This window comes from Mesorhizobium sp. M1338 (assembly GCF_040318045.1).
Lineage (GTDB): Bacteria > Pseudomonadota > Alphaproteobacteria > Rhizobiales > Rhizobiaceae > Mesorhizobium.
The window spans coordinates 33,935-60,651 of record NZ_JAMYLL010000035.1; the positions used below are offsets into that span (position 1 = coordinate 33,935).

26 protein-coding genes, 1 tRNA gene and 1 other RNA gene are annotated in these 26,717 nt (G+C 62.0%); 17 read left to right on the forward strand and 11 right to left on the reverse strand.

Annotation, left to right across the window (positions count from 1 at the left end; translation table 11 throughout):
* Positions 1 to 26 precede the first annotated feature (26 nt).
* The 6 genes from recR to ffs all read right to left on the reverse strand — a co-directional run bounded on the left by recR (position 27) and on the right by ffs (position 4,703).
* Positions 27 to 632, reverse strand: a complete 606-nt coding sequence (gene recR, locus NKH19_RS24290) for a recombination mediator RecR (protein ID WP_352872101.1) — start codon at positions 630 to 632, stop codon at positions 27 to 29.
* A 202-nt stretch (positions 633 to 834) separates the two neighbouring features.
* Complete coding sequence (locus NKH19_RS24295; protein WP_352872100.1) at positions 835 to 1,761, reverse strand: cell wall hydrolase; 927 nt, start codon at positions 1,759 to 1,761, stop codon at positions 835 to 837.
* A gap of 134 nt (positions 1,762 to 1,895) precedes the next feature.
* A complete protein-coding gene (locus NKH19_RS24300) occupies positions 1,896 to 2,303 on the reverse strand; it encodes a hypothetical protein (protein ID WP_352872099.1) in 408 nt (135 codons plus the stop codon).
* 26 nt (positions 2,304 to 2,329) lie between these two features.
* Entirely contained in the window at positions 2,330 to 2,653 is a 324-nt protein-coding gene (locus NKH19_RS24305; protein WP_013527931.1) for a YbaB/EbfC family nucleoid-associated protein, read from the reverse strand.
* A gap of 30 nt (positions 2,654 to 2,683) precedes the next feature.
* Positions 2,684 to 4,501 (reverse strand): DNA polymerase III subunit gamma/tau, encoded by a 1,818-nt coding sequence (locus tag NKH19_RS24310; protein ID WP_352872098.1) that lies wholly within the window; start codon positions 4,499 to 4,501, stop codon positions 2,684 to 2,686.
* Between the two features lie 105 nt (positions 4,502 to 4,606).
* An RNA gene (gene ffs / locus NKH19_RS24315) (signal recognition particle sRNA small type) lies at positions 4,607 to 4,703 on the reverse strand.
* 310 nt (positions 4,704 to 5,013) lie between these two features.
* Between ffs and NKH19_RS24320 the strand changes: the two genes are divergently transcribed.
* Genes NKH19_RS24320 through NKH19_RS24330 form a run of 3 tightly spaced genes read left to right on the forward strand, consistent with a single transcriptional unit; the run spans position 5,014 to position 6,762 of the window.
* Positions 5,014 to 5,433: an HIT domain-containing protein gene (locus tag NKH19_RS24320; protein ID WP_352872097.1), complete on the forward strand. Its 420-nt coding sequence runs from the start codon at positions 5,014 to 5,016 to the stop codon at positions 5,431 to 5,433.
* 41 nt (positions 5,434 to 5,474) lie between these two features.
* Entirely contained in the window at positions 5,475 to 6,419 is a 945-nt protein-coding gene (gene nudC, locus NKH19_RS24325; RefSeq protein ID WP_352872096.1) for an NAD(+) diphosphatase, read from the forward strand.
* Between the two features lie 37 nt (positions 6,420 to 6,456).
* Complete coding sequence (locus tag NKH19_RS24330) at positions 6,457 to 6,762, forward strand: Dabb family protein (RefSeq protein ID WP_352604110.1); 306 nt, start codon at positions 6,457 to 6,459, stop codon at positions 6,760 to 6,762.
* Here NKH19_RS24330 and NKH19_RS24335 read toward each other — a convergent pair.
* Together NKH19_RS24335 and NKH19_RS24340 are read right to left on the reverse strand one after the other, a co-directional pair.
* Positions 6,759 to 7,622, reverse strand: coding sequence for a prephenate dehydratase (locus NKH19_RS24335; RefSeq protein ID WP_352872095.1), 864 nt, complete (start codon positions 7,620 to 7,622; stop codon positions 6,759 to 6,761). The genes NKH19_RS24330 and NKH19_RS24335 overlap by 4 nt on opposite strands.
* A 19-nt stretch (positions 7,623 to 7,641) precedes the next feature.
* Complete coding sequence (locus NKH19_RS24340) at positions 7,642 to 8,370, reverse strand: 3-deoxy-manno-octulosonate cytidylyltransferase (protein WP_352872094.1); 729 nt, start codon at positions 8,368 to 8,370, stop codon at positions 7,642 to 7,644.
* Between the two features lie 193 nt (positions 8,371 to 8,563).
* On the opposite strand from NKH19_RS24340, the gene NKH19_RS24345 reads away from it, so the two are divergent.
* The 10 genes from NKH19_RS24345 to NKH19_RS24390 all read left to right on the forward strand — a co-directional run bounded on the left by NKH19_RS24345 (position 8,564) and on the right by NKH19_RS24390 (position 20,353).
* Entirely contained in the window at positions 8,564 to 9,241 is a 678-nt protein-coding gene (locus NKH19_RS24345) for a c-type cytochrome (RefSeq protein WP_352872093.1), read from the forward strand.
* A gap of 208 nt (positions 9,242 to 9,449) precedes the next feature.
* Positions 9,450 to 10,481 carry a hypothetical protein gene (locus NKH19_RS24350; protein WP_352872092.1) on the forward strand — a complete coding sequence of 344 codons (1,032 nt, stop codon included), beginning with the start codon at positions 9,450 to 9,452 and terminating at the stop codon, positions 10,479 to 10,481.
* A gap of 262 nt (positions 10,482 to 10,743) precedes the next feature.
* A complete protein-coding gene (locus NKH19_RS24355; RefSeq protein WP_352872091.1) occupies positions 10,744 to 12,621 on the forward strand; it encodes an extracellular solute-binding protein in 1,878 nt (625 codons plus the stop codon).
* Positions 12,621 to 14,489 (forward strand): extracellular solute-binding protein, encoded by a 1,869-nt coding sequence (locus NKH19_RS24360; RefSeq protein ID WP_352872090.1) that lies wholly within the window; start codon positions 12,621 to 12,623, stop codon positions 14,487 to 14,489. Before NKH19_RS24355 ends, NKH19_RS24360 begins: the two co-directional genes overlap by 1 nt.
* 30 nt (positions 14,490 to 14,519) lie before the next feature.
* Entirely contained in the window at positions 14,520 to 15,620 is a 1,101-nt protein-coding gene (locus NKH19_RS24365; RefSeq protein ID WP_352872089.1) for a microcin C ABC transporter permease YejB, read from the forward strand.
* Positions 15,620 to 16,765 (forward strand): ABC transporter permease, encoded by a 1,146-nt coding sequence (locus tag NKH19_RS24370; RefSeq protein ID WP_352872088.1) that lies wholly within the window; start codon positions 15,620 to 15,622, stop codon positions 16,763 to 16,765. Before NKH19_RS24365 ends, NKH19_RS24370 begins: the two co-directional genes overlap by 1 nt.
* A 104-nt stretch (positions 16,766 to 16,869) precedes the next feature.
* Positions 16,870 to 17,157, forward strand: coding sequence for a hypothetical protein (locus NKH19_RS24375; protein WP_352872086.1), 288 nt, complete (start codon positions 16,870 to 16,872; stop codon positions 17,155 to 17,157).
* Complete coding sequence (locus NKH19_RS24380) at positions 17,157 to 17,657, forward strand: type II toxin-antitoxin system VapC family toxin (protein WP_352872085.1); 501 nt, start codon at positions 17,157 to 17,159, stop codon at positions 17,655 to 17,657. The genes NKH19_RS24375 and NKH19_RS24380 overlap by 1 nt, the downstream gene beginning before the upstream one ends.
* Complete coding sequence (locus NKH19_RS24385; protein WP_352872084.1) at positions 17,654 to 19,282, forward strand: ABC transporter ATP-binding protein; 1,629 nt, start codon at positions 17,654 to 17,656, stop codon at positions 19,280 to 19,282. The genes NKH19_RS24380 and NKH19_RS24385 overlap by 4 nt, the downstream gene beginning before the upstream one ends.
* 129 nt (positions 19,283 to 19,411) lie before the next feature.
* Positions 19,412 to 20,353 (forward strand): 2-hydroxyacid dehydrogenase, encoded by a 942-nt coding sequence (locus tag NKH19_RS24390; protein WP_352872083.1) that lies wholly within the window; start codon positions 19,412 to 19,414, stop codon positions 20,351 to 20,353.
* On the opposite strand, the gene NKH19_RS24395 is transcribed toward NKH19_RS24390, so the two are convergent.
* Both NKH19_RS24395 and NKH19_RS24400 read right to left on the reverse strand, forming a co-directional pair.
* On the reverse strand, positions 20,350 to 20,712 hold the full coding sequence (locus tag NKH19_RS24395) for a hypothetical protein (protein WP_352872082.1): 363 nt from the start codon (positions 20,710 to 20,712) through the stop codon (positions 20,350 to 20,352). The genes NKH19_RS24390 and NKH19_RS24395 overlap by 4 nt on opposite strands.
* A gap of 117 nt (positions 20,713 to 20,829) precedes the next feature.
* A complete protein-coding gene (locus NKH19_RS24400; RefSeq protein WP_352872081.1) occupies positions 20,830 to 21,747 on the reverse strand; it encodes a class I SAM-dependent DNA methyltransferase in 918 nt (305 codons plus the stop codon).
* A 105-nt stretch (positions 21,748 to 21,852) separates the two neighbouring features.
* Here NKH19_RS24400 and NKH19_RS24405 point away from each other — a divergent pair, with 105 nt between their 5' ends.
* Positions 21,853 to 22,863 (forward strand): ligase-associated DNA damage response exonuclease, encoded by a 1,011-nt coding sequence (locus tag NKH19_RS24405; protein ID WP_352872080.1) that lies wholly within the window; start codon positions 21,853 to 21,855, stop codon positions 22,861 to 22,863.
* A gap of 4 nt (positions 22,864 to 22,867) precedes the next feature.
* Positions 22,868 to 24,469: a cisplatin damage response ATP-dependent DNA ligase gene (locus NKH19_RS24410; RefSeq protein ID WP_352872078.1), complete on the forward strand. Its 1,602-nt coding sequence runs from the start codon at positions 22,868 to 22,870 to the stop codon at positions 24,467 to 24,469.
* Positions 24,470 to 24,493: 24 nt separating this feature from the next.
* Here the strand turns inward: NKH19_RS24410 and NKH19_RS24415 are convergent, their stop codons facing one another.
* Positions 24,494 to 25,651 carry a hypothetical protein gene (locus NKH19_RS24415; protein ID WP_352872077.1) on the reverse strand — a complete coding sequence of 386 codons (1,158 nt, stop codon included), beginning with the start codon at positions 25,649 to 25,651 and terminating at the stop codon, positions 24,494 to 24,496.
* A 323-nt stretch (positions 25,652 to 25,974) separates the two neighbouring features.
* Between NKH19_RS24415 and NKH19_RS24420 the strand changes: the two genes are divergently transcribed.
* Both NKH19_RS24420 and NKH19_RS24425 read left to right on the forward strand, forming a co-directional pair.
* Positions 25,975 to 26,050, forward strand: a tRNA-Thr gene (locus tag NKH19_RS24420).
* 398 nt (positions 26,051 to 26,448) lie between these two features.
* Positions 26,449 to 26,637, forward strand: a complete 189-nt coding sequence (locus tag NKH19_RS24425; RefSeq protein ID WP_352872076.1) for a YodC family protein — start codon at positions 26,449 to 26,451, stop codon at positions 26,635 to 26,637.
* The last annotated feature ends 80 nt before the right edge of the window (positions 26,638 to 26,717 follow it).

Sequence of the window (26,717 nt, forward strand, 5' to 3'; positions counted from 1 at the left end):
GATCCGCACCCTCTCCCGTAGCTTTGTCAAAATGCCGTCCGCGAGCGCAGCGCCGCGGCCAGCGTGCCTTCGTCGAGATAGTCGAGCTCGCCGCCAACCGGCACGCCATGCGCCAGCCGTGTCACCTTGATGTCGAAGCCGGCCAGTTGGTCTGTCAGGTAATGCGCCGTGGTCTGGCCCTCGACCGTCGCGTTGACGGCGAGGATGATCTCCTTGACCTCGCCGCCGGCGACACGGTCGACCAGCGAGCGCATGTTGAGCTGGTCGGGACCTATGCCGTCGAGCGGCGACAGCGTCCCGCCGAGCACATGATAGCGCACATTCATCGCCGCCGCCCGCTCCAGCGCCCACAGATCGGAGACGTCCTCGACGACGATGATGGTGCCGGCGTCACGGCGCGGATCGGTACAGATCATGCACGGGTCCGACGTATCGACATTGCCGCAGGTCGAGCAGATGCGCACCTTGTCGGCCGCCTCGGCCATGGCGGCGGCGAGCGGCGACAGCAATTGTTCCTTCTTCTTGATCAGATGCAGGGCGGCACGCCTGGCCGAGCGGGGACCCAACCCAGGCACCTTGGCCAGGAGCTGGATCAGGCGTTCGATCTCGGGACCGGCGATTCGCTTGGACATCGCTCTGATCTAGAGCAATTCCAGGAAAAGTGCGAAGCGGTTTTCCGTCCGGAGTTGCGTCAAAACGAAAAGCTGGAGCGGTCACCGTTTCCGCGAAACGGTGAACCGCTCCAGGATTTTTCAGAGCGCTTTGAAACATCCCGTGTCCGCATGACCCGCCATATTGGCTTGGTGGACCATCGGGCGGACCATGGAGCGCGGATCAGTTGGTTTCGAGCGGCCGGCCCTGGCTGATAATCATCGCGCCGATGGCGTCGGTGTTCTCAGGCGTCGACTGGAATCCCATCGACGCCTCCTGCGGCGCGTTTTGAACCGAGGAGATGACCCTTGTGTTGAGGGTTCCGCCAAAACGGGCGGCATCCGGTTCTTCCATCGGCTCCTGCATCGCGACCACCATGGGCTCCGCCGAGACACGCGCGGATTTCGCGGGCGGCGCGGCGGCCGCGGTCACATAGGTCTGTTGGACAGCAGCGGATCGAACGGTTGCCGTCGTGTCCGGACGTGCCGGCTCGGCGGAAGCGACCATTATCACCGGTGCGGCCGGCTTCTCGGGCGCAGCCGAGGCAATGGCGACCCGCGGCTCATCCGGCAACGGCTGCCAGTTGCGGCCGCGCTTCTCATAGAAGGCATTGCCGCCGGCAACCATCGTGTAGTGCATGTTCTTGTAAGGGAAGCGCAGCCCGGCGGTGTGGAAATACATCGTATCTTTCAGCTTGGCCTTGCGCTCGCCCTTGAGCACGGCATCGGCGGCTTCCTCGACATCGGGCAGCGCTCGCGAATTCATCGGCCTCGTCATGACGCCAGGCGCGAACTGCCCGCGCTCGCCCACCACCTCGCAGATGGTGCTTCCGTGGTTGCCGGAGCGAAGCCGGTTCATCACCACCGTGCCGACGGCGATCATGCCGTCGCGGCTCGAGCGATTGGACTCGAAGAACATCGCCCGTTCCAGGCATTCCTTGTCCTTCGGCGTATGGCTGTAGGCCCGGGAACTCAGGAAACTCGGCGTGATGGCGTCGGTCAGGCTGGCGACGGACATGCCGTGCGAAGTGGTCTGGCTGCAGGCAGCCAAAAACAAGGGTGAAATGACGGCGCCGAGCAACAGCGGCGTCTTCCATCGCGTGGCAATCAACAGGTAACCCTCTCACTTCCATGCCCGCCCCCAGGCTGCGGCAAGAATGAGACACTTTCAGGCAAAAAGATGGCCAAAACGTTATTAATAGGGTCCTGTTGCCAAATTGGCACAGTTGCATGGCTTTACGCGGGCTAGCGCCCGGCCGCAATCGCCGCCGGTTGGCCAGGTTCAGCCTCTTCGATTTTCTCCGAAAACAGGCCACGCCGGAGGAACAGCGTCCGCGCGTCCCTGGCCGTCGGCGCGATCCTTGCCGGCCAGTCGCTTTCGATGAATTCGGCCTTGGTGAAGTCCGGATTTGTCTCGCAGGCCGCTTCCAGGAATTCGGCGATCTCCAGCACGATGGCGCGTTCGTCCTTCGAAAGCGCCGACGTGCCGGCTTCGATCGACGGGCGATGGACGAAATCCTCGAACAGATCGAAGTAACCCTTAATGCCGACGAGATCGACGCCGCCGTCGCAATCGGCCAGGATTTCCAGGATCTCATAGATTCTGTTGCGGATACGCTGCTCGATCAATCTTTCGGAGGGCTCGTCGGTCATGTCGATCACGGGGGGCGCGCCGAACGCTAGAAGGGCAGTTTCATTCCCGGCGGGATCGGCAGACCGGCGGTCAGCGCCTTGGTCTTTTCCTGCATGATCTGCTCGACCTTGGTCTTGGCGTCATTATGGGCGGCCAGCACCAGATCCTCGAGAATCTCGACATCGTCCTCCTTGAACAGGGATGGATCGATCTTCAGCGACTTCATCTCGAATTTTCCGGTCAGCGTGACGTTGACGAGGCCGCCGCCGGCCTGGCCGGATGCTTCCAGCGTGGCGATCTCGTCCTGCATGGCCTGGAACTTGGCCTGCATTTCCTTCGCCTTGCCCATCAGGCCGAGAAGATCTTTCATGGTCGGGTCCTTTGCGGATTCGTGGCTGGATCAGGTTTCGTCGTCGTCAGCCAGCGGCTCGACCGGCACTTCGGCCTCGGTCGTTTCGGCTTCCGGCGCGTCTGGAATGCGCACGTCGATGATCTTGGCACCGGGAAAGCGCGCCAGGATGGCGGCCACCGTCGGGTCGCTCTTGGCATCGAGGAAGGCGTTCTCGCGCTTGGCCGATTCCATTTCGGCGAGCGTCTGGCCACCCTCTTCCTTCGACAGCGAGACAAGCCAGTTGCGGCCGGTCCAGGCGCGCAGCTTCGTCGTCAGGTCGTTGAGCAGCATCTTGGGCGCGTCGCTGGTCAGGCCCACGTCGATACGGCCGGGCTCGATGCGCACGAGACGGATGCAGCTCTTGACCAGCACCTTGAAGGCGATGTCGCGTTGCGCGTCGGCCAGGGCAATGATGTCGGCGAGCGATTTCAGCGGCACCGATTGCGCTTCCGCGACCGGTTCCGGCGGAGCGACGAAGGCAGCGGGAGCTGGCGTGGCTTCGACCAGCCGCATGGTCTGTGCGCCGCCCGATCCGGCAGGCATGCGCGTCTGCGCCACCGCGCTGGCGCCACCGCCATTGCCGGAACTTGCGGGCGCGCCATTCGGACGCGGCGCGCCATTTTGCGCCGGCGCTGCGCCCTCGAGCGATCTCAGCGCCTCGTCCAGCGTCGGCAGGTCGGCGGCGTGCGCCAGCCGGATCAACACCATTTCAGCCGCACTGACCGGCCTGTTGGAGGACTGCACCTCGGGAATGCCCTTGAGCAGCATCTGCCATGTCCGCGACAGCACCCTGACCGACAGTGTCCTGGCGAAATCCGCGCCGCGCTGCCGCTCGTCTTCGGAGAGCGAGGCGTCCTCGATGGCCGTCGGCACGAAACGCAGCCGGGTGACCAGGTGGTTGAACTCGGCAAGATCGGTCAGCACGGCGGCCGGATCGGCGCCGGTATCGTACTGCGCGCGGAATTCGCCAAGGGCGGCCGCCACATCGCCCTTCATGACATGTTCGAACAGGTCGACGATGCGGGCGCGGTCGGCGAGCCCCAGCATCGCCCGAACCGCATCGGCGCTGACGGAGCCGGCGCCATGGGCAATCGCCTGGTCGAGGATGGAGAGCGAATCACGGGCCGAGCCTTCGGCGGCGCGGGCGATCATCGCCAGCGCGTCGTCGTCGACCGAAATGCCTTCCTTGGCCGATATCGAGGAAAGATGCGCGACCAGCGCGCCAGCGTCGATGCGCCTCAAGTCAAAGCGCTGGCAGCGCGACAGGACGGTGATCGGAACCTTGCGGATTTCGGTGGTGGCGAAGATGAATTTGACGTGCGGCGGCGGTTCTTCCAGCGTCTTCAACAGGCCGTTGAAGGCCTGCGTCGACAGCATGTGCACTTCGTCGATGATGTAGACCTTGTAGCGGGCCGAGACCGGCGCGTAGCGCACGCGCTCGATGATGTCCCTGATATCGTCGATGCCGGTGTGCGAGGCGGCGTCCATCTCGATGACGTCGACATGGCGGCCTTCCATGATCGCCTGGCAATGCTCGCCGAGCACGGCAAGGTCGACCGAAGGCTGGTCGATATCAGCGGTTTTATAGTTCAGGGCACGCGCGAGTATGCGCGCCGTCGTGGTCTTGCCGACGCCACGCACGCCGGTCAGCATCCAGGCCTGGGCGATACGGCCGGTGGCAAAGGCATTGGTGAGGGTGCGCACCGTCGGCTCCTGGCCGACCAGTTCGGAGAAATTCGAAGGACGGTACTTGCGCGCCAGCACGCGATAGGCGGCGGCCTTGCCATTCTCCAGGCTTTTTGGTCCCGAATTGCCGGCTTCGCTCATACGCCCGTAAAGCTCCAAATGGCCGCGCCCGAAAGCGGCCGATTCCTGCGCATAGTCTCGCCCGCGCTGCAATGCGTCGTCAATGTCGCGAGAGGGGCCGATGAGGTGGGAGGCTGGAACAATGACCCGTTCCGGGCTCGTTAGGGCTGCTTCCTTCCGGACCTGACCCGGTTGGCGAGTGGATCGTCCACCACCAACCTCCCGCTGTCCATATCGGCAATTCGACGATGAAATGCAAGTGCGCAGAAGAAATCCCTGGTTCCTTCGCAGCATTCGCCAGCGCGTTGGGCTGACGGAGCATCAAACGAAAAACCCGCCTGTACGGCGGGTCACTGGCGCAAATCAGCACCATGGACAAACATGTACCATAGCTGAGGTCACGAAATCAAGAAAAAATTCCTATCGTGAAAAGCTGCCGACCGCGAGGGGCGCAATGATTCGCTTGCAGCCCTCTTGCCGCCGCTCTAGCGTTCCTGCGTTTGAAGAAACCAAGAAAAGCAAGGGAAACGCCGATGATGACGGGCCTGAAGGCCGGATTCACGCTGGACTCCCGGCTGGAGGCGGACAGCGAGCAGTTGATGTGGCTTGGGCTGTGCGAGTTGCGGGTGATGAACGACCGCCGCTGGCCATGGCTGCTCCTAGTGCCGCAGCGGCCCGGCGCGGAGGAGATCCACGACATGACGCCGCTCGACCAGGCGATGCTGACCTTCGAGACCAATATGGTGGCGCAGGCGCTGAAGAAAGCGACCGGCTGCACCAAGATCAACACCGGCGCGCTTGGCAACATCGTGCGCCAGTTGCACATCCACGTCATTGCGCGTTCGGAAGGCGATCCCGGCTGGCCAGGCCCGGTGTGGGGACACGGCCTGCGTGAGCCCTATCAACGTTCCGACCTGCGGCGGTTTGCCGAAACGATCAAGGCGGCGCTATAAGCGTTCCCCGTGTCCATTCCGCAACCTACCCCAGAGTCTCCATGAGCTTCCGCCTGTTTGACGCGCCCTTGCGCGAGCCGAGCCAGTTCGTCGGCTTTGCCGGCAACACCATCGACCGGCAGTCCGAAAACCGCGCCGACGATTCGGTCAACAAGGCGCTCGCCGACCCGGCGACGCGACTGCTCCTGATGAATGGCGGCCGGCTCTATCTGAAACTCGGGGATGGCAACGGTCTCGACCCCTGGTTCGCCGCCGCCGAGAGCGAGGCCTTCAAGGTTTCCCTGGCGCAGGGCATCCTGCTCGGTTTTTCCGAACTTGGACCGGTGCTGGCGGTGCCGGCCGGCATCGACGCCGAGCAATTGCCGGAAACCATCAAGGCCATCGACTATCGCTCGGTCTATATGCAAGGGCTGATCGACGAGGCGGCTGCCGGCGCGATGGCGCAAGGGGCGGCCCTGCTCGCCTGGCATGCCAGCCATCGTTTCTGCAGCAAATGCGGCACGCAATCGCAGATGCGGGCCGGCGGCTACAAGCGGCATTGCCCGAATTGCGGCACCGAGCATTTTCCCCGCACCGATCCGGTGGCGATCATGCTGACGGCGACGCGGGAGAAGTGCCTGCTCGGGCGCGGCCGGCATTTCGCGCCGGGCATGTACTCGGCCCTTGCCGGCTTCATCGAGCCGGGCGAGACGATCGAGGCGGCGGTGCGCCGCGAGACGCTGGAGGAGGCCGGCATCAGGCTTGGCCGTGTCGTCTACCACGCCAGCCAGCCCTGGCCGTTTCCCTATTCGCTGATGATCGGCTGCTTCGGCGAGCCGCTCAACGACGATATCCAGGCCGATTTGAACGAGTTGGAGGACTGCCGCTGGTTTGCCCGCGACGAGGTGCGTTCGATGCTGACCAGGGAGCATCCCGGCAATTTGGTCACGCCACCGAAAGGCGCCATTGCGCATCATCTCATTCGCGCCTGGGTCGACTCAGAGTGATGGCAGCGAGTATCGAAAGACATTTCAGGAGCAGAAAATGATCCGTCACACCGTCGTCTTCACGCTGAAGCATCCGCCACATTCGCTGGAGGAAAGGAGGTTCCTGGTCGACGCCAAGAAAATCCTCACCGCGATCAGGGGCGTCACGCATTTCGAGCAATTGCGGCAGATCAGCCCCAAGAACGATTATCATTTCGGCTTCTCGATGGAGTTCGCCGACCAGGCTGCCTACACCAGGTACAACGATCATCCCGACCATGTCGCCTTCGTGCGCGACCGCTGGGTGCCGGAGGTCGAGACATTCATGGAAATCGACTACGTGCCGCTGGGCGCGGTGATCTAGTCAGCGACCTTCCACTGCTCACGCGACGCGCTGGCCGGGTAGACGCCGAGAATTCGCACTTCGCGTGAGAAGAAGCGAAGCTCGTCCAGCGCCAGCTTGACCAGCGGATCTTCCGGATGACCCTCTATGTCGGCGTAGAACAGCGTCGCGGTGAAAGCCCCCAGCTGGTAGCTCTCCAGCTTGGTCATGTTGATGCCGTTGGTGGCGAAACCGCCCATCGCCTTGTAGAGCGCGGCCGGCACGTTGCGGACGCGGAAGATGAAGGTGGTCATCATCTTGACGTCCGGTGATGGGCGCTCGGCCCATTGCTTGTTCTTGGTGAGGACGACAAAGCGGGTGACGTTGCTGTCGGTGTCCTCGACATTTTGCTCGATGATGTCGAGCCCATAGAGCGTCGCGGCCAGCGCCGGCGACAGGGCCGCCATGGTGCGGTCCTTGACCTCGGAGACCATCTTGGCGGCACCGGCCGTGTCACCGGCGACGATCGCCTTCCAGCCGTTCTTGCGGATGTATTTGCGGCACTGGCCAAGCGCGTGAATGTGGCTGTGCACGGTCTTGATCTCATCGCGTTTGACCCCGGGCAGCGCCATCAGCTGGAAATGGATGGGCAGGAAATATTCGCCGACGATGTGCAGCTTCGATTCCGGCAACAGATGGTGGATATCGGCGACCCGTCCGGCAATGGTGTTCTCGATCGGGATCATGGCGAGGTCGGCCTTCCCCGTCTCGACCGCGTTGAACGCGTCCTCGAAGGTCGGGCACGGCAACGGCTCCATCGATGGATAGACGTTGCGGGAAGCGGTGTCGGAATTGGCACCCGGCTCGCCCTGGAAGGATATTCTGTTGGTCTTTTCAGGCATGGGCCAATTCTCGGGTTTCTCAGTTTGAAAGGATCGTTCTGGCGCGTTCAAGATCTTCCGGTGTATCGACGCCCAACGGCAGCGATTGGACGATCTCGGCGTCGATGCGCATGCCGGCTTCCAGCGCCCGTAGCTGCTCCAGCCGTTCGCGGCGTTCCAGCGGCGACGGCTTCAGCGCGACGAAACGCTCGAGCGCGGCACGGCGATAGGCATAGAGGCCGACATGATGATAGAGCGGCCCGTCGCCCCAAGGCGCCGTGGCGCGGGTGAAATAGAGCGCCCTCAGCCTGGTGCCGGAGAGCGGCGACCCGACGATCTTGACGACGTTGGGATTGGTCTTTTCCTCGTCACGGACGATCTCGACACCGAGGGTGGCGATGTCGACCGCGCTATCCTCGAACGGCCTGAGCGATGCGGCGATGATGCCGGGATCGATGGTCGGCAGGTCGCCCTGCACATTGACGATGGTTTCGACCTTGCGCTCGGGATCGAGCGCGACCAGTGCCTCGTGAATGCGGTCGGAGCCGGATTCGTGGTCCATGCGCGTCATCACGGCTTCGAAACCATGCGCACGCACCGCATCGGCCACGCTTTGCGTGTCGGTCGCCACCACGACCCGGCCGAGGCCGGACTCGGTGGCGCGGCGGGCGACATGGACGATCATCGGCGCGCCAGCGATGTCGGCCAGCGGCTTGCCCGGCAGGCGTGTCGAGGCCATGCGGGCCGGGATCAAGATCAGCGTGGACATGCGCGGTGCAAGGCGTCTCAAGGAGGGCAGGGAAAGTGGCAAAAGGTCTCACTGGAAGCGCCCTTATAGGTGTTGCAACGCCGCAGCAAAAGACCTAGTTTCCGCCCGATTTGACCGCCCTGGCAGGGTGGGGTCACGATACCGACGGACGGAGTGGACGGTTCGGTCCGCCGGAAAAGGGAGCAAGGGGCGTATGGATTCCACCGAAGTCAACAAACTGCTCGCCGGATTGCTCGGAACCGTTTTCGTCGTCTTCTCGGTCGGCATTGTGTCCGACGCGCTGTTTGCCTCGCCGGCGCCGGAAAAGCCCGGTTTCGCCATCGAGGCCGCCGAGCCCGCCGAGGGCGGTCCGGCAGCGCCCGCCGCCGAAGCCAAGCCGATCGCCGACCTGCTGGCGACCGCCAATGTCGAGCAAGGTGCTGCCGTCTTCAAGAAATGCCAGGCCTGCCATTCCGGCGAAAAGGGCGGCCCCAACAAGGTCGGCCCCGATCTGTGGGATATCGTCGACCGCCCGGTGGCCGAGCATGAAGGGTTCGCCTATTCGGCCGGCATGAAGGAATTTTCCAAGGGCGGCGCCGAGAAGTGGACCTACGACAACATCAACCACTTCATCACCTCGCCGAAGAAATTCGTGAAGGGCACCGCGATGGGTTTCGCCGGCCTGCCCAAGGACGAGGACCGCGCCAACGTCATCGCCTATCTACGCACGCTGTCCGACAATCCGAAGCCGCTGCCGGCGCCAGGCGCTGCCGCCGACGCAACCGCGCCCGCCAAGCCGGCCGATGGTGCCGCCCCGGCGAAGCCGGCTGAAGGTGCCGCGCCAGCCAAGCCGGCAGCTCCGGCCGCACCCGCACCGGCTCCCGCTCAATAACCGGATATCATCTCGACGACCTTGAACAAGCCGGGTTCAGCCCGGGCCCAAGGCCCGCTTTTTCGTTAGTCGATCCGCAGCTGCTCTTCTCGTTATTCTGCCCCGTAGGCGTTGCGCCGCTCCTGTGTATCGGCCCCAACGTCGGCGCGCGGGTCGGAGTAGTCGCTAATTTGTGGATTAGTGCTCTTCACGAGCCTACTGTGACTCCATGTCGACTCAACCACCATTCTTGCCGCAGAAGATCGCTGACCTAGCCGAAATTTGCGGCAATTGCGGAACGATTGTGCGGCCCGATTTATGGACACGTCACGAGGAGCCATTTATCCCTATTTATCCTGATGGGACGAAAGGTGAAAAGGGCGCTTGGTTCCAACAAACTACAGAGCAAGAATGCTCCTGCGGTTCGAAAATCAGCTTTAACTTGAATCCAAAACCTTTTGAGCATCATGTCTTTTTCTACGGCGACGACGCTGAAAGACAGGTCGGGCCATATGATCAACATGCTTATTCATTTATCGGCGCGACATCTGGCCCGCTGCAGGACATTGATCGTGAATTGGCGGCGCTAAAGGTCAAATATGTTCCCGATCGAGATCCGAAGGAATGGCGAATACACACGACGGAGATGATGGATCCAAAGAAGAGGATTCTGAAATCTCCTTACAAGAATTTTGAATATTCAGAAGTTATCGATTTTTTCAGCTCCTGCGCCGATATACTTCGCGCAAGAGAGCCGTACCTGTGGAATGCTCACATTTTTGGCTTTTTGAAAACACCGAGTGATAGGAGGATTAGAGGCAAGGCCTTGAAAGAGGCGAAAATAATTTCTCATATCGCGATTCTGTCAAATCTAATTTATATGGCAACTTCCCAATCTCTTCTTCCAATTTTTACGATGGACGCGAGTAAGCCTGTGAAAAATTACCCTCATATAGAGGGGTGGTCTTACGATAGCTTTCTCGGGTCGAAGAATTTTTTAGCCCACGCCTTTCTCGCGCATGGTCAAGACATTCCTGCCCCCTCGTTTCTACCGCCAGGAAGTCACCCTTGCCTCGAATTGGCTGATGTCCATGCGTTTTTTGCGGCACGAGACGCTTTCTGCAGGGCTTTAGGGAAAGCGCCCGAATTACCCTTAGAGAAGTTTGGAAAATTCACTTATTTGGCAATGATCGATGGCAATCGAGTCGAGCCGGCTGGCCAGACAGGAATTGCCGATCGTTACATCCCGAAAATATCCTAAGTCTCGATGCTGGCGCAGCTTAGCGCCTTCTCGAAAGCTGCGTGGTCTTAGGCCGTTGCCTCTGCGTCGTGCGGCTTCCGTATCGGATAGCGCCTCAAAAAATGGATAGCAACGGACACTACGTGACATATTTTCGTCGGGTTCAGCCCGGCTTTTTCGTTAGGAAAACCGCATAGGCGGCGACAAAGCCGCGCATGGCGGTTTTCACGAGCGCCAAATCGTCTAGATTGTCCATGAACGGGCATTGCGAAGAGGATAGTGCATGACGGTTGGCCGGACGCTTCTCAAGTCGATGCTGGCGGCAGCTCTTCTGGCGGCGGGATTGCAGACGAGCCATGCCGACGAATGGCGCACCACCTCATCGCTGATCGGCGAGTCCAAATACGGCGACCATTTCCAGCACTACGACTACGTCAATCCGGACGCGCCTAAGGGCGGCACGTTGAATTCGGTGGTGCTCGGCACCTTCGACAGTTTCAATCCCTACATCGTACAGGGATCGCCGGCCGCCGGCCTGGTCGGGTTCGGCGGCGGCCTGCTCTACGACACGCTGATGGAGCAGGCGACCGACGAAGGCAGCACCAGCCATCCGCTGATCGCGGATGCCTACAAATATCCCCCCGACTATTCCTCGGCAACCTACCGGCTCGACCCGCGCGCCAAGTGGCATGACGGCCAGCCGATCACCGTCGACGACGTGATTTGGTCGTTCCAGGTGCTCAAGGCCAACAGCCCGCAATACAGCCGCTATTTCGACAATGTCACCGATGCGGTGGCGATTTCGGACCGCGAGGTCGAGTTCCATTTCAACCAGAAGGGCAACCGCGAACTGCCCAAGATCATCGGCGACCTCGCCGTGCTGCCGAAGCATTGGTGGGAAGGCACCGATGCCAACGGCAAGAAGCGTGACGTCACCAAGCCGACGCTGGAAATTCCGCTCGGGTCGGCGGCCTACAAGATCGCCAGCTTCAAGCCGGGCTCGGAAATCATCTGGCAGCGCGTGCCGGACTACTGGGCGGCCAAGCTGCCGGTGAAGATCGGCCGCGAGAATTTCGACACGCGACGCTACACCTATATCCTCGACGACAACGCTGCCTGGCTCGCCTTCACCAAGGGCGGGCTGGAGGATATCAACCGCGAATTCAGCTCGCGCAAATGGGCAACGGCCTACAACTTCCCGGCATTCCAGGCCGGCGACGTCGTCAAGAAGGACTTCCAGACCAAGGCGCCGCAACCGATGCAGGGCTTTGCCCTCAATCAGCGGCGGCCGCTGTTCCAGGACCGGCTGGTGCGTGAGGCGCTGACCATCCCGTTCGATTTCGAGAGCATGAACCGCACCCTGTTCTTCGGCTTCAACACCCGCACATCAAGCTATTTCCAGGGCACCGAACTGGCGTCGAGCGGGTTGCCGCAGGGCAAGGAACTGGAGATCCTGGAAAAATACCGCGACAAGCTGCCACCCGAACTCTTCACCCAGGAATTCAAGCTGCCGGTCTACGATTCGCCGCAAGCGGAACGGAAGTACCTGAAACAGGCGGTCGATCTCTTCGCCAAGGCGGGCTGGGCGATCAAGGGCGGCAAGATGGTCAATGCCAAGACCGGCGCGCCGTTCAAATTCGAAATCCTCGGCTGGAACGACACCGATCAGGTGATCGCCAGCCCCTACATCGCCAATCTGCGCAAGATCGGTGTCGACGCCACTTTGCGCATCATCGACCAGACGCAGTACATCAACCGGGTCAACAATTTCGATTTCGATGTCGTCACCGGGATTCTGCAGCAGTCGGAATCGCCGGGCAACGAGCAACGCGACTTCTGGAGCTCGAAAGCCGCCGACTCGCCCGGTTCGCGCAATCTGATGGGCATCAAGGATCCTATCGTCGACGCGCTGGTCGACCGCATCATCTTCGCCACCGATCGCGACGACCTCGTCGCCGCCACGCACGCACTCGATCGCATCCTGCTGTGGAACTTCTATGTCGTGCCGCAATATCACCGCTCCGCGGTCTGGCTGGCCTACTGGAACAAGTTCGGCTTCCCGGACAAGCAGCCCGCCTATGTCGGTGCCGACATCGATTCCTGGTGGATAATTCCCGACAAGGAAAAGGCGCTGGCGGCCAAATACAGGGGCAGCAATTGATGGCGGTGCTGCCCCGCCGTGATTTCCTGGCGCTGGGCGGCGCGGCCGCGGCCGCGGCCCTGCTGCCCGGGAAGGCTTTTGCCGAAATTGCGACCGGCACCAAGCTGCATGGCCTGTCGGCCTTCGGCGATCTCAAATATAAGCCGGATTTCACGCATTTCGACTATGTCAATGTCGATGCGCCGAAGGGCGGCACCTTCAACTTCTCGCCGCCGAACTGGGGCTACAACCAGAACACCCTGACCTTCAACACGCTGAACTCCTTCACCCAAAAGGGCGATGCGCCGCCGCGCATGGAGATGTGCTTCGACGGGCTGATGGTGCGGGCGCTCGACGAGCCCGATGCCGTCTACGGCCAACTCGCCGACGGCGTGATGCTGTCGGACGACCGCAACAGCTTCACCTTCTCGCTTCGCCCCGAAGCGCGTTTCCACGACGGCTCGCCGCTGACGGCGCAGGACGCGGCCTTTACCCTCAAGCTCTACAAGGACAAGGGCCATCCCGATCTGTCGCTGTCACTGACACATATGGTCGACGCCGTCGCGCTGGATGATCGCACGCTGCGGCTTACTTTTTCCGGCAAGCAATCGGCCCGGACCGTGCTCAACATCGTCGAGTTCCCGATCCTGTCGAAGGCCTTTTACACGGCCAATCCATTCGACAGTTCGCAACTGAACCCGCCGCTCGGTTCCGGCGCCTACAAAGTCAGGCAATTCTCGGCCGGGGCATGGATCGAGTATGACCGGGTTGCCGACTATTGGGGCCGCGATCTGCCGGTCAATCGCGGCCAGAACAATTTCGACCGCATTCGCATCGAGTTCTATCAGAACCGGGCGGCTGGCTTCGAAGCTTTCAAGAAGGGCGAAATCACCTACCGCGAGGAGTTCACCTCACGCGTCTGGGCCACCGCTTATGATTTCCCCGCATTTTCCGCCGGTAAGGTGATCAAACACGAATTCCCAGCGGAAAAGCGGCCAACAATGCAGGGAACCGCAGTCAATCAACGGCGCGAACAGTTTCGCGACGCGCGCGTGCGCCAGGCGATCGCTCTCTGCTTCGATTTTGAATGGACCCGGCGCAACTTCTTCTACGGTTCCTACGAGCGCTCGCAATCCTGCTTCGAGAAATCGGACTTCCGCGCCGAGGGACCGCCTTCGCCGCAAGAACTGGCCTTGCTGGAGCCGCTGCGCAGGCAGATTCCGGCAGAAGCGTTCGGCGCGGCCGTGGCTCTGCCCGCATCCGACGGCTCCGGCCGCGACCGCAAATTGCTTGGCAAGGCGGCGAAGCTTCTCAACGCAGCGGGCTGGAAACGGTCCGGCGACTTCGTCGTCAACGACAAAAGCAACAAGCTTTCGGCCGAATTCATGGTCGACGACGACACATTCGTGCAGGTCTATTCGCCTTGGGTCGCCAACATGAAGGCGATCGGCATCGACGCCACGATCCGTCTGGTCGACTCGGCGCAGTACCAGTCCAGACAGGCAACGTTCGATTTCGACCTGCTGTCGGCCGCTTTCTCGTTCAGTGCGACACCGACGCGCGACGATGTCGAGGTCTTCTTCCATTCCAGCACCGCCAACCTCTCGGGGTCACGCAACCTGCCCGGCGTCTCGAGCCCCGCGATCGACACGCTGATCGACGCCGTCGGCGCGGCAAAGGACCGTGAAACACTGACCGTGGCGATGCGGGCGCTCGACCGGGTCTTGCGCGCGCGGTGCGATTGGATTCCAAGTTGGTTTCTGGCGAATCACCGAAGCGCCTATTGGGACATGTTCGGCTTTCCCGAACAAAAGCCCGATTTCGGCTTTCCGGTCGAGGCGCTGTGGTGGTTCGATAAGGGCAAGGCGGCAAAAATTGGCAAAGGCTGAGATGTTCGCTCAAGCAGGGCAAAAGGCCTGATGGGCGCCTATATCCTGCGCCGCATCCTTTTGATGATCCCGACGCTGTTCGGCATCATGGCGATATCCTTCGCCGTGATCCAGTTTGCCCCCGGCGGGCCGGTCGAGCAGGTCATAGCCAGGCTGACCAACCAGGGCGGCAGCGACCGCCTCGGCGGTGGTGGTGGTGGCGACGCAGGCGGCAGCGCCAATTTCGATGCCGCCAGCGATGTCAGTTCGAAATATCGCGGCGCGCAGGGCCTCGATCCCGAATTCATCAAGAAGCTGGAAAAGCAGTTCGGCTTCGACAAGCCGCCGCTCGAGCGCTTCGGCATGATGCTGTGGAACTATATCAGGTTCGATTTCGGCGACAGCTATTTCCGCGACATTTCGGTCCTCGACCTGATCCTCGAAAAAATGCCGGTGTCGATCTCGATCGGCCTGTGGATCACGCTTCTATCCTACCTGATCTCGATCCCGCTCGGCATCCGCAAGGCGGTCAAGGACGGCAGTGCGTTCGACGTCTGGACCAGCGGCGTCGTCATCGTCGGCTATGCCATCCCGGGCTTCCTGTTCGGCATCATGCTGATGGTGCTGTTTGCCGGCGGATCGTTCTGGGACTGGTTTCCGCTGCGTGGCCTCACCTCGGACAATTGGGATCAGCTGTCCTGGTGGGGCAAGATCGTCGATTATTTCTGGCACATGACCTTGCCGCTGACGGCGCTGGTGCTGTCGGCCTTCGCCACCACGACGCTTTTGACCAAGAACTCGTTCCTGGAAGAGATCCGCAAGCAGTATGTGGTGACGGCGCGCGCCAAGGGCCTGTCGGAACGGCAGGTGCTCTACGGCCACGTCTTCCGCAACGCCATGCTGATCGTCATCGCCGGCTTTCCCGGCGCCTTCATCTCGGCCTTCTTCACCGGTTCGCTGCTGATCGAGAACATCTTTTCGCTCGACGGCCTCGGCCTGCTAGGCTTCAGATCGGTGGTCGAGCGCGACTATCCCGTGGTGTTCGCCAACCTCTACATCTTCTCGCTGCTCGGACTGTTCGTCGGGCTGCTGTCCGACCTGCTCTACACCTGGGTCGATCCGCGGATCGATTTCGAGCGGAGAGACGTCTGATGTCGGAGGCCACTGTCACCGCGGAAGCGCCACCCGCGCGGATCAAGCGGCCGTTTCTGTCGCCGCTCAACAAGCGCCGCCTGCAGAATTTCAAAGCCAACCGGCGCGGCTACTGGTCGCTGTGGATCTTCCTGGTCCTGTTCGTGCTGTCGCTGTTTTCCGAATTCATCGCCAACGACAAGCCGATCATCGCTTCCTACAAGGGCGAGATCCTGTTTCCCGTGCTGGTTGCCTATCCCGAGGAAAAATTCGGCGGCTTCTACGCCGTCACCGATTATCGCGACCCGGTCATCCAGGACGAGATCAACGCCAATGGCTGGATGATCTGGCCGCCGGTGCGCTACTCCTATCAGACCGTCAACAACGCCATTCCGGAGGCGGCCCCGGCCAAGCCGTCCTGGGAGTATGACGCCAAGACGCGATGCAACCAGTATCCGCAAGGTGCTGACGACCCGGCCTGCGTCGTCGGCAACTGGAACTGGCTCGGCACCGACGACCAGGCGCGCGACGTGCTGGCGCGCGTCATCTACGGCTTTCGCATTTCGGTGCTGTTCGGCCTGATCCTGACCGCCGGATCGGCCCTGATCGGCGTCGCGGCCGGCGCCGTGCAAGGCTATTTCGGCGGCTGGACGGATCTGCTGTTCCAGCGTTTCATCGAAATCTGGTCGGCGATCCCGGTGCTCTACCTCCTGCTCATCGTCGCCGCTATCCTGCCGCCGGGGTTCTTCATCCTGCTCGGCCTGATGCTCCTGTTCTCCTGGGTGGCACTGGTCGGTGTGGTGCGGGCCGAGTTCCTGCGCGCCCGCAATTTCGAATATGTCAACGCGGCGCGCGCGCTCGGCGTGCCCAACCGCACCATCATGTTCCGGCACCTGTTGCCCAACGCCATGGTGGCGACATTGACCTTCATGCCCTTTCTGCTCTCGGGCTCGATCTCGACGCTGACTTCGCTCGATTATCTCGGCTTCGGCCTGCCGCCCGGCTCCGCTTCGCTCGGCGAACTGCTCAAGCAGGCGCAGCGCAACCTCAACGCGCCGTGGCTCGGCATTTCCGGCTTCATCGTCATCTCGCTGATGCTGTCGTTGCTGGTCTTCGTCGGCGAGGCGACACGCGACGCCTTCGATCCGCGCAAGACGTTCAGATGACAACGATGCGGATCGGCATTCAGCATGATATATTCCCGGTGAGGCAGTTCGAAACGAAAATGAGCATATGCATTAATTGTCGAGATGACTGATGGCGATGGTCAATGACGGATCAGAAGCGGCAGATCCTCATATCGAACCAACGGAAGGACAGAGGTGTGAATAAGGTCATCCTTGAGCATTACCCTGCATCCAAACTCCCGGATGAACTGCGAGAGGGTATAGCTTTGAGCGCCTCGGTTAAGGTGACGATAGAGGAGGAAGCCAAACAGCCTCTCGGCCACAAACAATTGCTTGAACTTATGCGGAATGCGCAGGCCAACGCGGCGGGAACAAGTCTCGACGAGGCTGTTGCGCGTGTTCGTGCCCTCCGCGATGAGTGGGAGGATTGATGGCCGCCTTCCGGCTTTACGTCGATACGAACATTTTCATCTACGCTTTCGAAAATAACGATGCTCTGGCAAAAAAGCTGCTTCAGCTCATTTCAATGAACGAGGGCAGAAAGCAGCCTTTCCTCGCGACAAGCGAACTCGTGCTGGCAGAGTTGATGGTTGACCCTCTGAAAAAGAGCAATGAGCCGCTTGTCGAGCTCTATGACAATGTTTCGATTGGCAACGCTTTTGTCTCGATTGGGACGGTAACTCGCGAGGTTCTCTGGCACGCAGCACAGCTTCGCTCGCAATTCATTTCTCTCAGGCTGCCGGATGCTATTCACCTTTCGACGGCGATGCATTTCGGATGCACGCAATTTCTGACTGCCGATACCAGATTGAAGGAAGCCTATTCTATCGCACCAAATCGGCTTGTCCCTCCCCAATTGACAGCGCAAATTTCGATCATACGACCGGAGATTTCTGCCCTTGATAAAGTTATAGCGGAAATTGATACATGACTGCTTCCTTGCTCTCCGTTCGCGACCTCAGCGTCACCTTTGCGCAAGGCGGACAGCAGTCGATGGCGGTCGACCATATCTCGTTCGACATCGCCAAGGGCGAGACGGTGGCGCTGGTCGGCGAATCCGGCTCCGGCAAATCGGTGTCGGCGCTCTCGGTGCTGAAGCTGTTGCCCTATCCCAGCGCCAGCCACCCGTCAGGAAAGATCCTGTTCCAGGGCGCCGACCTGCTTGCGATGAGCGAGAAGCAGTTGCGGCAGGTGCGCGGCAACAAGATCACCATGATCTTCCAGGAGCCGATGACCTCGCTCAATCCGCTGCACACGATCGAGCAGCAGATCGTCGAGATCCTGAAGCTGCACCAGGGTATGGCCGACCGCCCGGCCAAGGAGCGCACGCTGGCCTTGCTCAACGAGGTCGGCATCCGCGATCCGCAAAAACGGCTCGATGCCTATCCGCACCAGTTGTCCGGCGGCCAGCGTCAGCGCGTGATGATCGCCATGGCGCTGGCCAACGAGCCGGAACTATTGATCGCCGACGAGCCGACGACGGCGCTCGACGTCACCGTGCAGGCGCAGATCCTCGAGCTGCTGGCCGGCTTGAAGAGCCGCAAGGGCATGTCGATGCTGTTCATCACCCACGACCTCGGCATCGTGCGCAAGATTGCCGACCGGGTCTGCGTGATGACCAAGGGCAAGATCGTCGAGACCGGGCCGACCAAGGAGATTTTCGCCAATCCCCAACATGCCTATACAAGGCATCTGCTGGCCGCCGAGCCGAAGGGCAAGCCGCCGGCCGCCAATGCCGCGGCCAAGCCTGTCATGACTGGCAAGGACATAAAGGTCTGGTTCCCGATCAAGCAGGGCTTCTTCCGCCGCACCGTCGACAATGTGAAGGCGGTCGACGGCATCGATGTCACCGTGCGGGCCGGCCAGACGCTGGGCGTGGTCGGCGAATCCGGGTCCGGCAAGACGACGCTCGGCCTGGCGCTGGCGCGCATGATCTCGTCGACCGGGACCATCCAATTCAACGGCCGCGACATCAACCAGCTGACCTTCAACGCCATGCGGCCGCTCAGGCGCGAATTGCAGATCGTCTTCCAGGATCCGTTCGGCTCGCTCAGCCCGCGCATGTCGATCGCCGAGATCATCGAGGAAGGCCTGAAGATCCACGAGCCTAAGCTGTCGCCAGACCAGCGCGACGACAAGGTGGCCGCCGTGCTGAAGGAGGTCGGCCTCGATCCGGCGACGCGCAACCGCTACCCGCACGAGTTTTCCGGCGGCCAGCGCCAGCGCGTCGCCATCGCGCGCGCCATGGTGCTCAACCCGCGCTTCGTCATGCTGGACGAACCGACATCGGCACTCGACATGAGCGTGCAGGCGCAGGTCGTCGACCTGTTGCGCGGCCTGCAGGCCAAGCACGACCTGGCCTATCTTTTCATCAGCCACGACCTCAAGGTCATCCGCGCGCTCGCCAACGACGTCATCGTCATGCGCAATGGCAGGATCGTCGAAGCCGGTCCTTCCCAGCAGATTTTTGAAAATCCGCAAACCGACTATACTCGGGCGCTGATCTCGGCCGCCTTCAAGATCGAGACGGCACCGGTCGGCATCGTCAGCGAGTGACTAGAGCAATTCCGGGAAAAGTGTGAAACGGTTTTCCGTCCGGAATTGCGCCAAACAAATAGAGAGAGCGGCTCAGCGTTTCCATGAAACTATGAACCGGTGGCGTAAAGAGGGACTAGAAGTACAGCTATGGAAAAAGGCCGCATCCTGCTTGCCGTCACCGGCTTTCACCCGCAGCGCTGGCGCGACCTTTTGTCGGCCGAACGCGAGGTGGTGCTGGAGCCGGACGGCGCCAGCGACCCGTCGATCACCTATGCCGTGGTGTGGAAGCAGAAGCCGAACATCCTCGCATCGCTGCCCAATCTGCGCGCCATCTTCTCGATCGGCGCCGGTGTCGACCATATCTTCGCCGACCCCGGCCTGCCCGACGTGCCGATCGTCAAGGTCGTCGCCGACAACCTCACCCAGTACATGACCGAATATGTCGTCTGGCGGGTGCTCGACCATCATCGCCAAGGTCTGCTTTACCGCTCGCAGCAGTCGAAGAAGGTCTGGCACGAGCCGCAGCAAAGGCCGGCCAGCGACATTTCCGTCGGCATCATGGGCCTCGGCAGCCTCGGCCGCGCGGCGGCCTCGGTGCTGCTATCGCTCGGCTTTGCCGTCAATGGCTGGTCGCGCAGCGACAAGGCCATGGAAGGCGTGGCGACCTATTCCGGCGAGGCCGGACTTATCCCTTTCCTCAAGGCGACCGACATCCTGGTGGTGCTTTTGCCGCTGACGCCGGACACCAAGGGCATCATCAACTATGGCGTGCTGAAGGAATTGCGGAAGCGCAACGGCCTCGGCGGCTCGGTGCTGATCAATGCCGGACGCGGCCGCCTGCAGAAGGACGCCGACATTTTGCGGGCGCTGGATGACGGCACGCTGAAGGAGGCGAGCCTCGACGTGTTCGAGGTCGAGCCGCTGCCGAAGACCAGTCCGCTGTGGCGGCATCCAAAAGTGTTCGTCACGCCGCACGCGGCGGCGACCTCCGACCCCGTCCATCTGGTGCCGATCATGCTGCGCCAGATGGACGCCTTCGAGCGCGGCGAAAAGCTCGACAATCTGGTGGACCGTAAGGCGGGGTATTAACCAGCCAGGGCGAGCTTCTTCTGCTTGTCCGGCTGGCCGCATTCGCGGCGATCGATCGACCGGTTCATGGCATCGATCTCGCCACTCGCCTGGTCGGTGTCGCGCTTGGCCTTGGAGCGCATGTCCGGCGTGAACGGGCCGAAGCCCATCGCCGGATTGGAGAATGTCGGCTTGGCCGTCGTCGGAAGTCTGTATTGCTGCGCCAGCCCGTTGCGCTGCGCCAGCAGCTGGTCGCACGGAACGCTGTCATACCGCAGGGAGGACTGGATGTTGGCGTCCTGCCGTTCCGACATCGAATTGCCGCCAACGCAGCCGGCGGTCAGCACGCAAGATGCCAAGACAATCATGTTCCAGCGCATCGACTATGCTCCTCCTGATATACCGCTCTGATCCGACCAGATCGCAAATATCAGTCGCTCATGCAAATCGGACTTTTTCGCAGCACGGATATTTGTGAGGACGGCGAGACAGCGGGCTCATGCCGCCGGCAGCTTGCCCGCCACGACGACCAGCCCGTTGACGGGTTCCCGCCGGTCTTGCCTGATCACGGTCGTTTCCAGGGACAGGACCGAAAATCCGTTGGCAGCCAGGACGTCACGCACATAGTGTTCCGCATGCGCGTAGCGGCGCGATGGCTGCAAGACAAAATCGCCATCGCCGGCCAATCTCTCGACGGAAAACGCGAACAGGCCACCGCTGGCCAGCAAGCCGGCAATCGTCTTCACAACGCCGTCGAGCGCACCGACGTAGATGAAGACATCGGCCACCGCCACCAGCTCGGCTTTCGGGCCGGCATGGACAAAATCCCGCAGATCGGCCTTATCAAGGAAATCGTAGACGCCCTTCGCACGGGCCTTTCTCAGCATCCTTGCCGAAATGTCATAACCCTCCAGCCGATCGACGATCGGCCGCAGCCTCTGCCCCATCAGGCCGGTGCCGCAGCCGAGATCGAGCGCCAGCGGGAAGCGGCCTGGCCTTGCCGTTCGAATGGCCTGATCGAGCAACTCAGGCAGCCGGTAGCCCAGTCTGTCGACCAGTGATTCATCGAAGCTCTCGGCATAGTGGTCGAACAAGGTCTCGACGAAGGCGCTGGGGAGCGCGTCGACCGCCGGCGCCTTGCCGATCAGTTGCAGGTTCAGTGCGGCGCCTTGATGATCCGATGGATCGAGTTGCAGCGACATCGTCCAGGCCCGTGCTGCCAGATCCGGCGCGCCCGCCGCCTGCTGGATCTCGCCGAGGCGAAACCAGCCCATCGCCCATTGCGGTGTCATTTCCAGCGCACCGAGCAGCAATTCCGCCGCTGCCGCGTGATCGCCATCCGCATGGAGCATCTCGGCATAGTCGGCACGGCGATCGGCGTTCAAGTCGCCGGACGAGGCCTGAAGCGGTTTCATGGCGATGGGTCCTGCCGGCGGATCGAGCCGGCGGTGCTGTATGCGGGAGTCAGCAGTCACTTACAACAGGCTTCCCGCAGCGGAATTATATCCTATCTTGGGACCATGCGCGCCAGCGACCTGCTTCATCCCCGGCCCGAGGGCCTTTATTGTCCGCGAGGCGATTTCTTCATCGACCCGGTGCGGCCGGTCAACCGGGCGTTGATCACGCATGGCCATTCCGACCATGCGCGTTCCGGCCACCGCTCGGTGCTGGCGACGCGGCAGACACTCGACATAATGGGCCTGCGCTACGGCGACGATTTCGCGGGAACGACACAAGCAGCCCGGCTCGGCGAGACGATCGACCTCAACGGCGTCGGCGTCAGCTTCCACCCAGCCGGCCATGTGCTGGGCTCGGCACAGATATCGGTCGAGCATCAGGGCATGCGCATCGTCGCCTCCGGTGACTACAAGCGGCAGAGGGACGCCACTTGCGCGCCATTCGAACCGATCCAGTGCGATGTGTTCATCACCGAAGCGACCTTCGGCCTGCCGGTGTTCCGTCATCCACCCGACACCGAGGAGATCGCTCGCCTGCTGAAATCGGCGGCGCAGTTCCCCGAACGCTCGCATCTGGTCGGCGCCTATGCGCTTGGTAAAGCTCAGCGGGTGATGCGGCTGTTGCGCGACGCAGGCTATGACAAGCCGCTCTACATCCATGGCGCACTGGCCAAACTCAGCGAATACTACCAGAGCCAGGGCATCGACCTCGGGCACCTGGAGCCGGCAACCGTCGAAAGTGGCGGTAAGGATGATTTCACCGGCGCCATCGTCGTCGGCCCGCCATCGGCCTTCGCCGACCGCTGGGCACGGCGCTTTCCCGATCCGATCTCGTGCTTCGCTTCGGGCTGGATGCGCATCCGCCAGCGCGCCAAGCAGGGCGGTGTCGAACTGCCGCTGATCATCTCCGACCATGCCGACTGGGATGAACTGACCGCCACCATCAAGCAGACCGGAGCCGAGGAAATCTGGGTGACGCATGGCCGCGAGGAAGCGCTGGTGCGCTGGTGCGAACTCGAAGGCATCGCCGCCCGGCCACTGCACCTGGTGGGGTACGAGGACGAGGGCGATTGATGGCATGAACCGCTTCGCCGAACTTCTCGATCGCCTGGTGCTGACGCCGTCGCGCAACGGCAAGCTGACCTTGCTGACCGACTATTTCCGCACCGTGGAGGATCCCGATCGCGGGCTGGCGCTGGCTGCCATCACCGGCGATCTCAACATCGCCGCGGTCAAGCCGGCGATGCTGCGCACGTTGGTCACCGAGCGCATGGATCCGGTGCTGTTCGGCTACTCCTACGACTATGTCGGCGATTTGGCCGAGACAGTCTCGCTGGTCTGGCCGCAAACGCCCGGAAACATCGCGAATCGCGAGCCGACGCTGGGCGAGGTCGTCGCGAAGCTACAGGCGGCAAGCCGTTCCGACGGGCCGAAGGTGCTAGCAGGGCTGCTCGACAGCGCCGGCATCTCGGCCCGCTTTGCCATCATCAAGCTGGTCACCGGCGGCCTGCGCATCGGTGTGTCGGCGCGGCTGGCCAAACAGGCGCTGGCGGATTTCGGCAAGGTCGATGTCACCGAGATCGAAGAGCTTTGGCACGGGCTGTCGCCGCCCTACACGGCGCTGTTCGCGTGGCTGGAGGGCAAGGCCGACAAGCCGCGGAATACGGCGATGGCATCGTTTCGCCCGGTGATGCTGTCGAACCCGGTCGGCGATGGCGATCTCGAAAAGCTCGATCCGGCGGATTATGCGGCCGAGTGGAAATGGGATGGCATCCGCGTCCAGGCGGTGGCCGAAGGCGGCATCCGCCGGCTCTATTCGCGCACCGGCGACGATGTTTCGGGCGCCTTTCCCGACCTCGCCGACGCCATGCATTTTTCGGCGACGCTGGATGGCGAGCTACTGGTCGGCGATCCCCGAGAGGCGACAGGGACATTCTCCGATCTGCAGCAGCGGCTGAACCGCAAGACGGTGACGCCGAAGATGCAGCAGCAGTACCCGGCCTTCATGCGCTGCTACGATGTGCTGCAGATCGGCGACGAGGATTTGCGCGCGCTGCCGTTTCGCGAGCGCCGCGACCGCCTCGAAAACTTCGTGAAGACGCTCGACCCAAGCCGGTTCGATCTGTCGCCGTTCGTCGAATTCTCAGACTGGCATGCGCTGGAAGAACTGCGGCGGGTACCGCTGCATCCAATCATCGAAGGTGTCATGCTGAAGCGCTGGGACTCACCCTATGTCGCCGGCCGGCCGAAAGGTCCGTGGTTCAAGTGGAAGCGTGATCCGCACACGGTGGACGCGGTGCTGATGTATGCCCAACGCGGCCATGGCAAGCGCTCCAGCTTTTATTCAGACTATACGTTCGGCGTCTGGTCGGGTGCTGAAGGCGAAGAAGAGCTGGTGCCGGTCGGCAAGGCCTATTTCGGCTTCACCGACGAGGAGCTGAGGCAGATCGATAAATATGTCCGCGACAACACGGTCGAGCGTTTCGGCCCGGTGCGCTCGGTGCGGGCCGACCGCGACAACGGCCTCGTGCTGGAAGTCGCCTTCGAGGGGCTCAACCGCTCGACCCGGCACAAATCCGGCGTCGCCATGCGCTTTCCCCGTATTTCACGGCTGCGCTGGGACAAGCCGGCCAACGAGGCCGATCGCATCGAGACGCTGCAGGCGCTGCTCGATCGTTAGCTCGCTCTTTCAGCGCCTGATGCTTTACGGCTCGACCGAAACCCGGATCTCGTAGATGTCGGCGGCCTTGCCCTGCTTGTCGAAATCGGAATTGATGGCGATCGTGCCCGCCGAGCCGGGACGCTTGTCGGGAAACTTCACATCGAACAGATATTCGTTCTGCTGCTGGCCGACCGCGTAGCGTTTGCGGCCGCAATCGCCGAGTTCGCCGAAATTGCAATCGACGGAGATCTGCGTCTCCTTGCCCTCCTCGGAGCGGGCGATGATGTCGAACACTGCATGTTTGCCGGCGAGCTTCTCCAGCACGCCTTGCCCGACGTCGAAGCTGATCGCCGAGCCGGAGGCGCCGGAACGGATGCGCAGGAACGACCCGGTATCGTCCTTCATCACCTCGGCCTTGGCGTCCGACGGGGCGCTGACATGCGACGCGTCGGTCGGCGAAAACACGTTGATCCAGTCGTGCGCCTGGTCCGCGGCGCCGGGCTTTGCCGGGCCGCCTTCGGCCGGTGTGAAATCGTCGTCGTCGACGGTCGGCGGCGCTTGCGGCGGGGCGGTGTCGAGTTGCGCCTGTGTCTTGAAGACGCCGGTCTGTACGGCGAAGAACAGGCCGATGCCAACAGCGGCAAGCAGCGTCACGGTCAGGAAGATGGCGGTCAGCGGCAGGCGACGCCCCCTTATGCGCCGTTCATCGCGATCGGGCGCCACTTCCGCCGCGGCACCGGCCGGGGCCGGAGCCGACTTGTCGATGGATGGGGCGTCGGGAAGGGCGGCGTCCGGCATGATGTCGGGAACGACGGGCAGCACACGCGAGCGCGGCGCATCCGAGGCAGAGCGCGGCGTGTCGGCAGCGGATTGCACTGGCTCATCGACGGCAGCGGGTGACGGTGCCTGCTGGCCGGTCTCGACCGCAGGCGCCGAGTCCGCACCAAGCTCGATCGCCGGTGCATCGCCCCGCGGGCCGACATCCGGCACCGCCGGCAGGAACTCGGATTCGATTTCAGTGATTTTCACCTGGATCGCCTTGCGGCGCTTGATGGCGAGTTCCACGGTCACGTCCGGATTGGCCTTCAGCGCGCGGTCGAGCGCGGAAAAAGCCGCGCGATAGACCCTTTCGCGGAATGCGCGGTCCTCGGCGTTGCCTTTCTCCAAGGCGTTCCGGATCGCTTTTTCGATCGCGTCCAAGCGGGTCCCTCTGTCCGTTCGCCAACCTTGCCATGATCGTTAGCCGCAGGCGGCCAATCAATCAACGGGCGAGCGGCGCATTCTGCCTTGGAGAGGTGTGCAAAGTCCATTGCGGCACTGTTCCGGCAACGAAATCAGCATGTTTCATCGATTTTCACGCGCCGGAGGCGTGCGCAGCGCGACCTCGCGACCGATTTGCGAACGACGCGGCGGCCGGCTTTCGATGGCGGCACGAGACGCTCGCATGAATCGCCAAGTCACATCTTGAATTCACGGCCGGTTGCGTCTATCACCCCCGCATCTTGGAGGCCCTGGCCTCCCGGGCCGCTTTAGCTCAGTTGGTAGAGCACATCATTCGTAATGATGGGGTCAGGTGTTCGAGTCACCTAAGCGGCACCACTTCTCCCAAACGAACAGTCAATGGCGCCCTCAATGCGCGAAGCCTCTTGCGGCCGGCCTCTCGCTTCTTTGTCGATTGTCTCGGCTGAATGCTTTGCCGGACAGGATCGGTGTCCCTGTTGGTCCGACAGCATCTTGGTGTGGGGTGGAGGCCTCGCCTCGGGATCGAACCGAGGCTTCAGAGACTTGCCGTCTCCAGCGTAGCCGCTCCGCCACGACCCTCTCGACCTCACCGAAATCCACCCGCGATGCATCGCCTTCGCGCCCGATCGTGCTCACGACGTTCCGGCCGTCGTCGCGCTGCTGGTGCAAAGGAATGCGGCGCCGGCGAAGTACATCCGCCATTGTCGAGACCCTGGTTTGGTGTGAAACTCGTGGCCTCAGCATGGGAGGTCAAAATGCCCAATACTTTCAAGACCGGAGACGTCGTCAGGCTGAAATCCGGGGGCCCCAGGATGACGGTGAGCGATGGCGCGGCCTCGGGTATGTATATGTGCCACTGGTTCAACCGCGAGGGCGAAGTGTGGACCCCGCAACATGCCGGGTTCAAGCCTGAACAACTGGTTGCGGCCGAACAGTCGGACTAGTACCTCTGCACAGGGATTATGACTCTTTGGCCGTTGGCTTTGGATAGGCCTTGGCCAATTTAAGGCGCGCTTGTTCGGTT

Coding starts and splice junctions, on each gene's coding strand:
- recR (WP_352872101.1), bottom strand. CDS start 632: ATGTCCAAGCGAATCGCCGGTCCCGAGATCGAACGCCTGATCCAGCTC.
- NKH19_RS24300 (WP_352872099.1), bottom strand. CDS start 2,303: ATGACCGACGAGCCCTCCGAAAGATTGATCGAGCAGCGTATCCGCAAC.
- NKH19_RS24305 (WP_013527931.1), bottom strand. CDS start 2,653: ATGAAAGATCTTCTCGGCCTGATGGGCAAGGCGAAGGAAATGCAGGCC.
- NKH19_RS24310 (WP_352872098.1), bottom strand. CDS start 4,501: ATGAGCGAAGCCGGCAATTCGGGACCAAAAAGCCTGGAGAATGGCAAG.
- NKH19_RS24320 (WP_352872097.1), top strand. CDS start 5,014: ATGATGACGGGCCTGAAGGCCGGATTCACGCTGGACTCCCGGCTGGAG.
- nudC (WP_352872096.1), top strand. CDS start 5,475: ATGAGCTTCCGCCTGTTTGACGCGCCCTTGCGCGAGCCGAGCCAGTTC.
- NKH19_RS24330 (WP_352604110.1), top strand. CDS start 6,457: ATGATCCGTCACACCGTCGTCTTCACGCTGAAGCATCCGCCACATTCG.
- NKH19_RS24335 (WP_352872095.1), bottom strand. CDS start 7,622: ATGCCTGAAAAGACCAACAGAATATCCTTCCAGGGCGAGCCGGGTGCC.
- NKH19_RS24340 (WP_352872094.1), bottom strand. CDS start 8,370: ATGTCCACGCTGATCTTGATCCCGGCCCGCATGGCCTCGACACGCCTG.
- NKH19_RS24345 (WP_352872093.1), top strand. CDS start 8,564: ATGGATTCCACCGAAGTCAACAAACTGCTCGCCGGATTGCTCGGAACC.
- NKH19_RS24350 (WP_352872092.1), top strand. CDS start 9,450: ATGTCGACTCAACCACCATTCTTGCCGCAGAAGATCGCTGACCTAGCC.
- NKH19_RS24355 (WP_352872091.1), top strand. CDS start 10,744: ATGACGGTTGGCCGGACGCTTCTCAAGTCGATGCTGGCGGCAGCTCTT.
- NKH19_RS24360 (WP_352872090.1), top strand. CDS start 12,621: ATGGCGGTGCTGCCCCGCCGTGATTTCCTGGCGCTGGGCGGCGCGGCC.
- NKH19_RS24365 (WP_352872089.1), top strand. CDS start 14,520: ATGGGCGCCTATATCCTGCGCCGCATCCTTTTGATGATCCCGACGCTG.
- NKH19_RS24370 (WP_352872088.1), top strand. CDS start 15,620: ATGTCGGAGGCCACTGTCACCGCGGAAGCGCCACCCGCGCGGATCAAG.
- NKH19_RS24375 (WP_352872086.1), top strand. CDS start 16,870: ATGACGGATCAGAAGCGGCAGATCCTCATATCGAACCAACGGAAGGAC.
- NKH19_RS24380 (WP_352872085.1), top strand. CDS start 17,157: ATGGCCGCCTTCCGGCTTTACGTCGATACGAACATTTTCATCTACGCT.
- NKH19_RS24385 (WP_352872084.1), top strand. CDS start 17,654: ATGACTGCTTCCTTGCTCTCCGTTCGCGACCTCAGCGTCACCTTTGCG.
- NKH19_RS24390 (WP_352872083.1), top strand. CDS start 19,412: ATGGAAAAAGGCCGCATCCTGCTTGCCGTCACCGGCTTTCACCCGCAG.
- NKH19_RS24395 (WP_352872082.1), bottom strand. CDS start 20,712: ATGCGCTGGAACATGATTGTCTTGGCATCTTGCGTGCTGACCGCCGGC.
- NKH19_RS24400 (WP_352872081.1), bottom strand. CDS start 21,747: ATGAAACCGCTTCAGGCCTCGTCCGGCGACTTGAACGCCGATCGCCGT.
- NKH19_RS24405 (WP_352872080.1), top strand. CDS start 21,853: ATGCGCGCCAGCGACCTGCTTCATCCCCGGCCCGAGGGCCTTTATTGT.
- NKH19_RS24410 (WP_352872078.1), top strand. CDS start 22,868: ATGAACCGCTTCGCCGAACTTCTCGATCGCCTGGTGCTGACGCCGTCG.
- NKH19_RS24425 (WP_352872076.1), top strand. CDS start 26,449: ATGCCCAATACTTTCAAGACCGGAGACGTCGTCAGGCTGAAATCCGGG.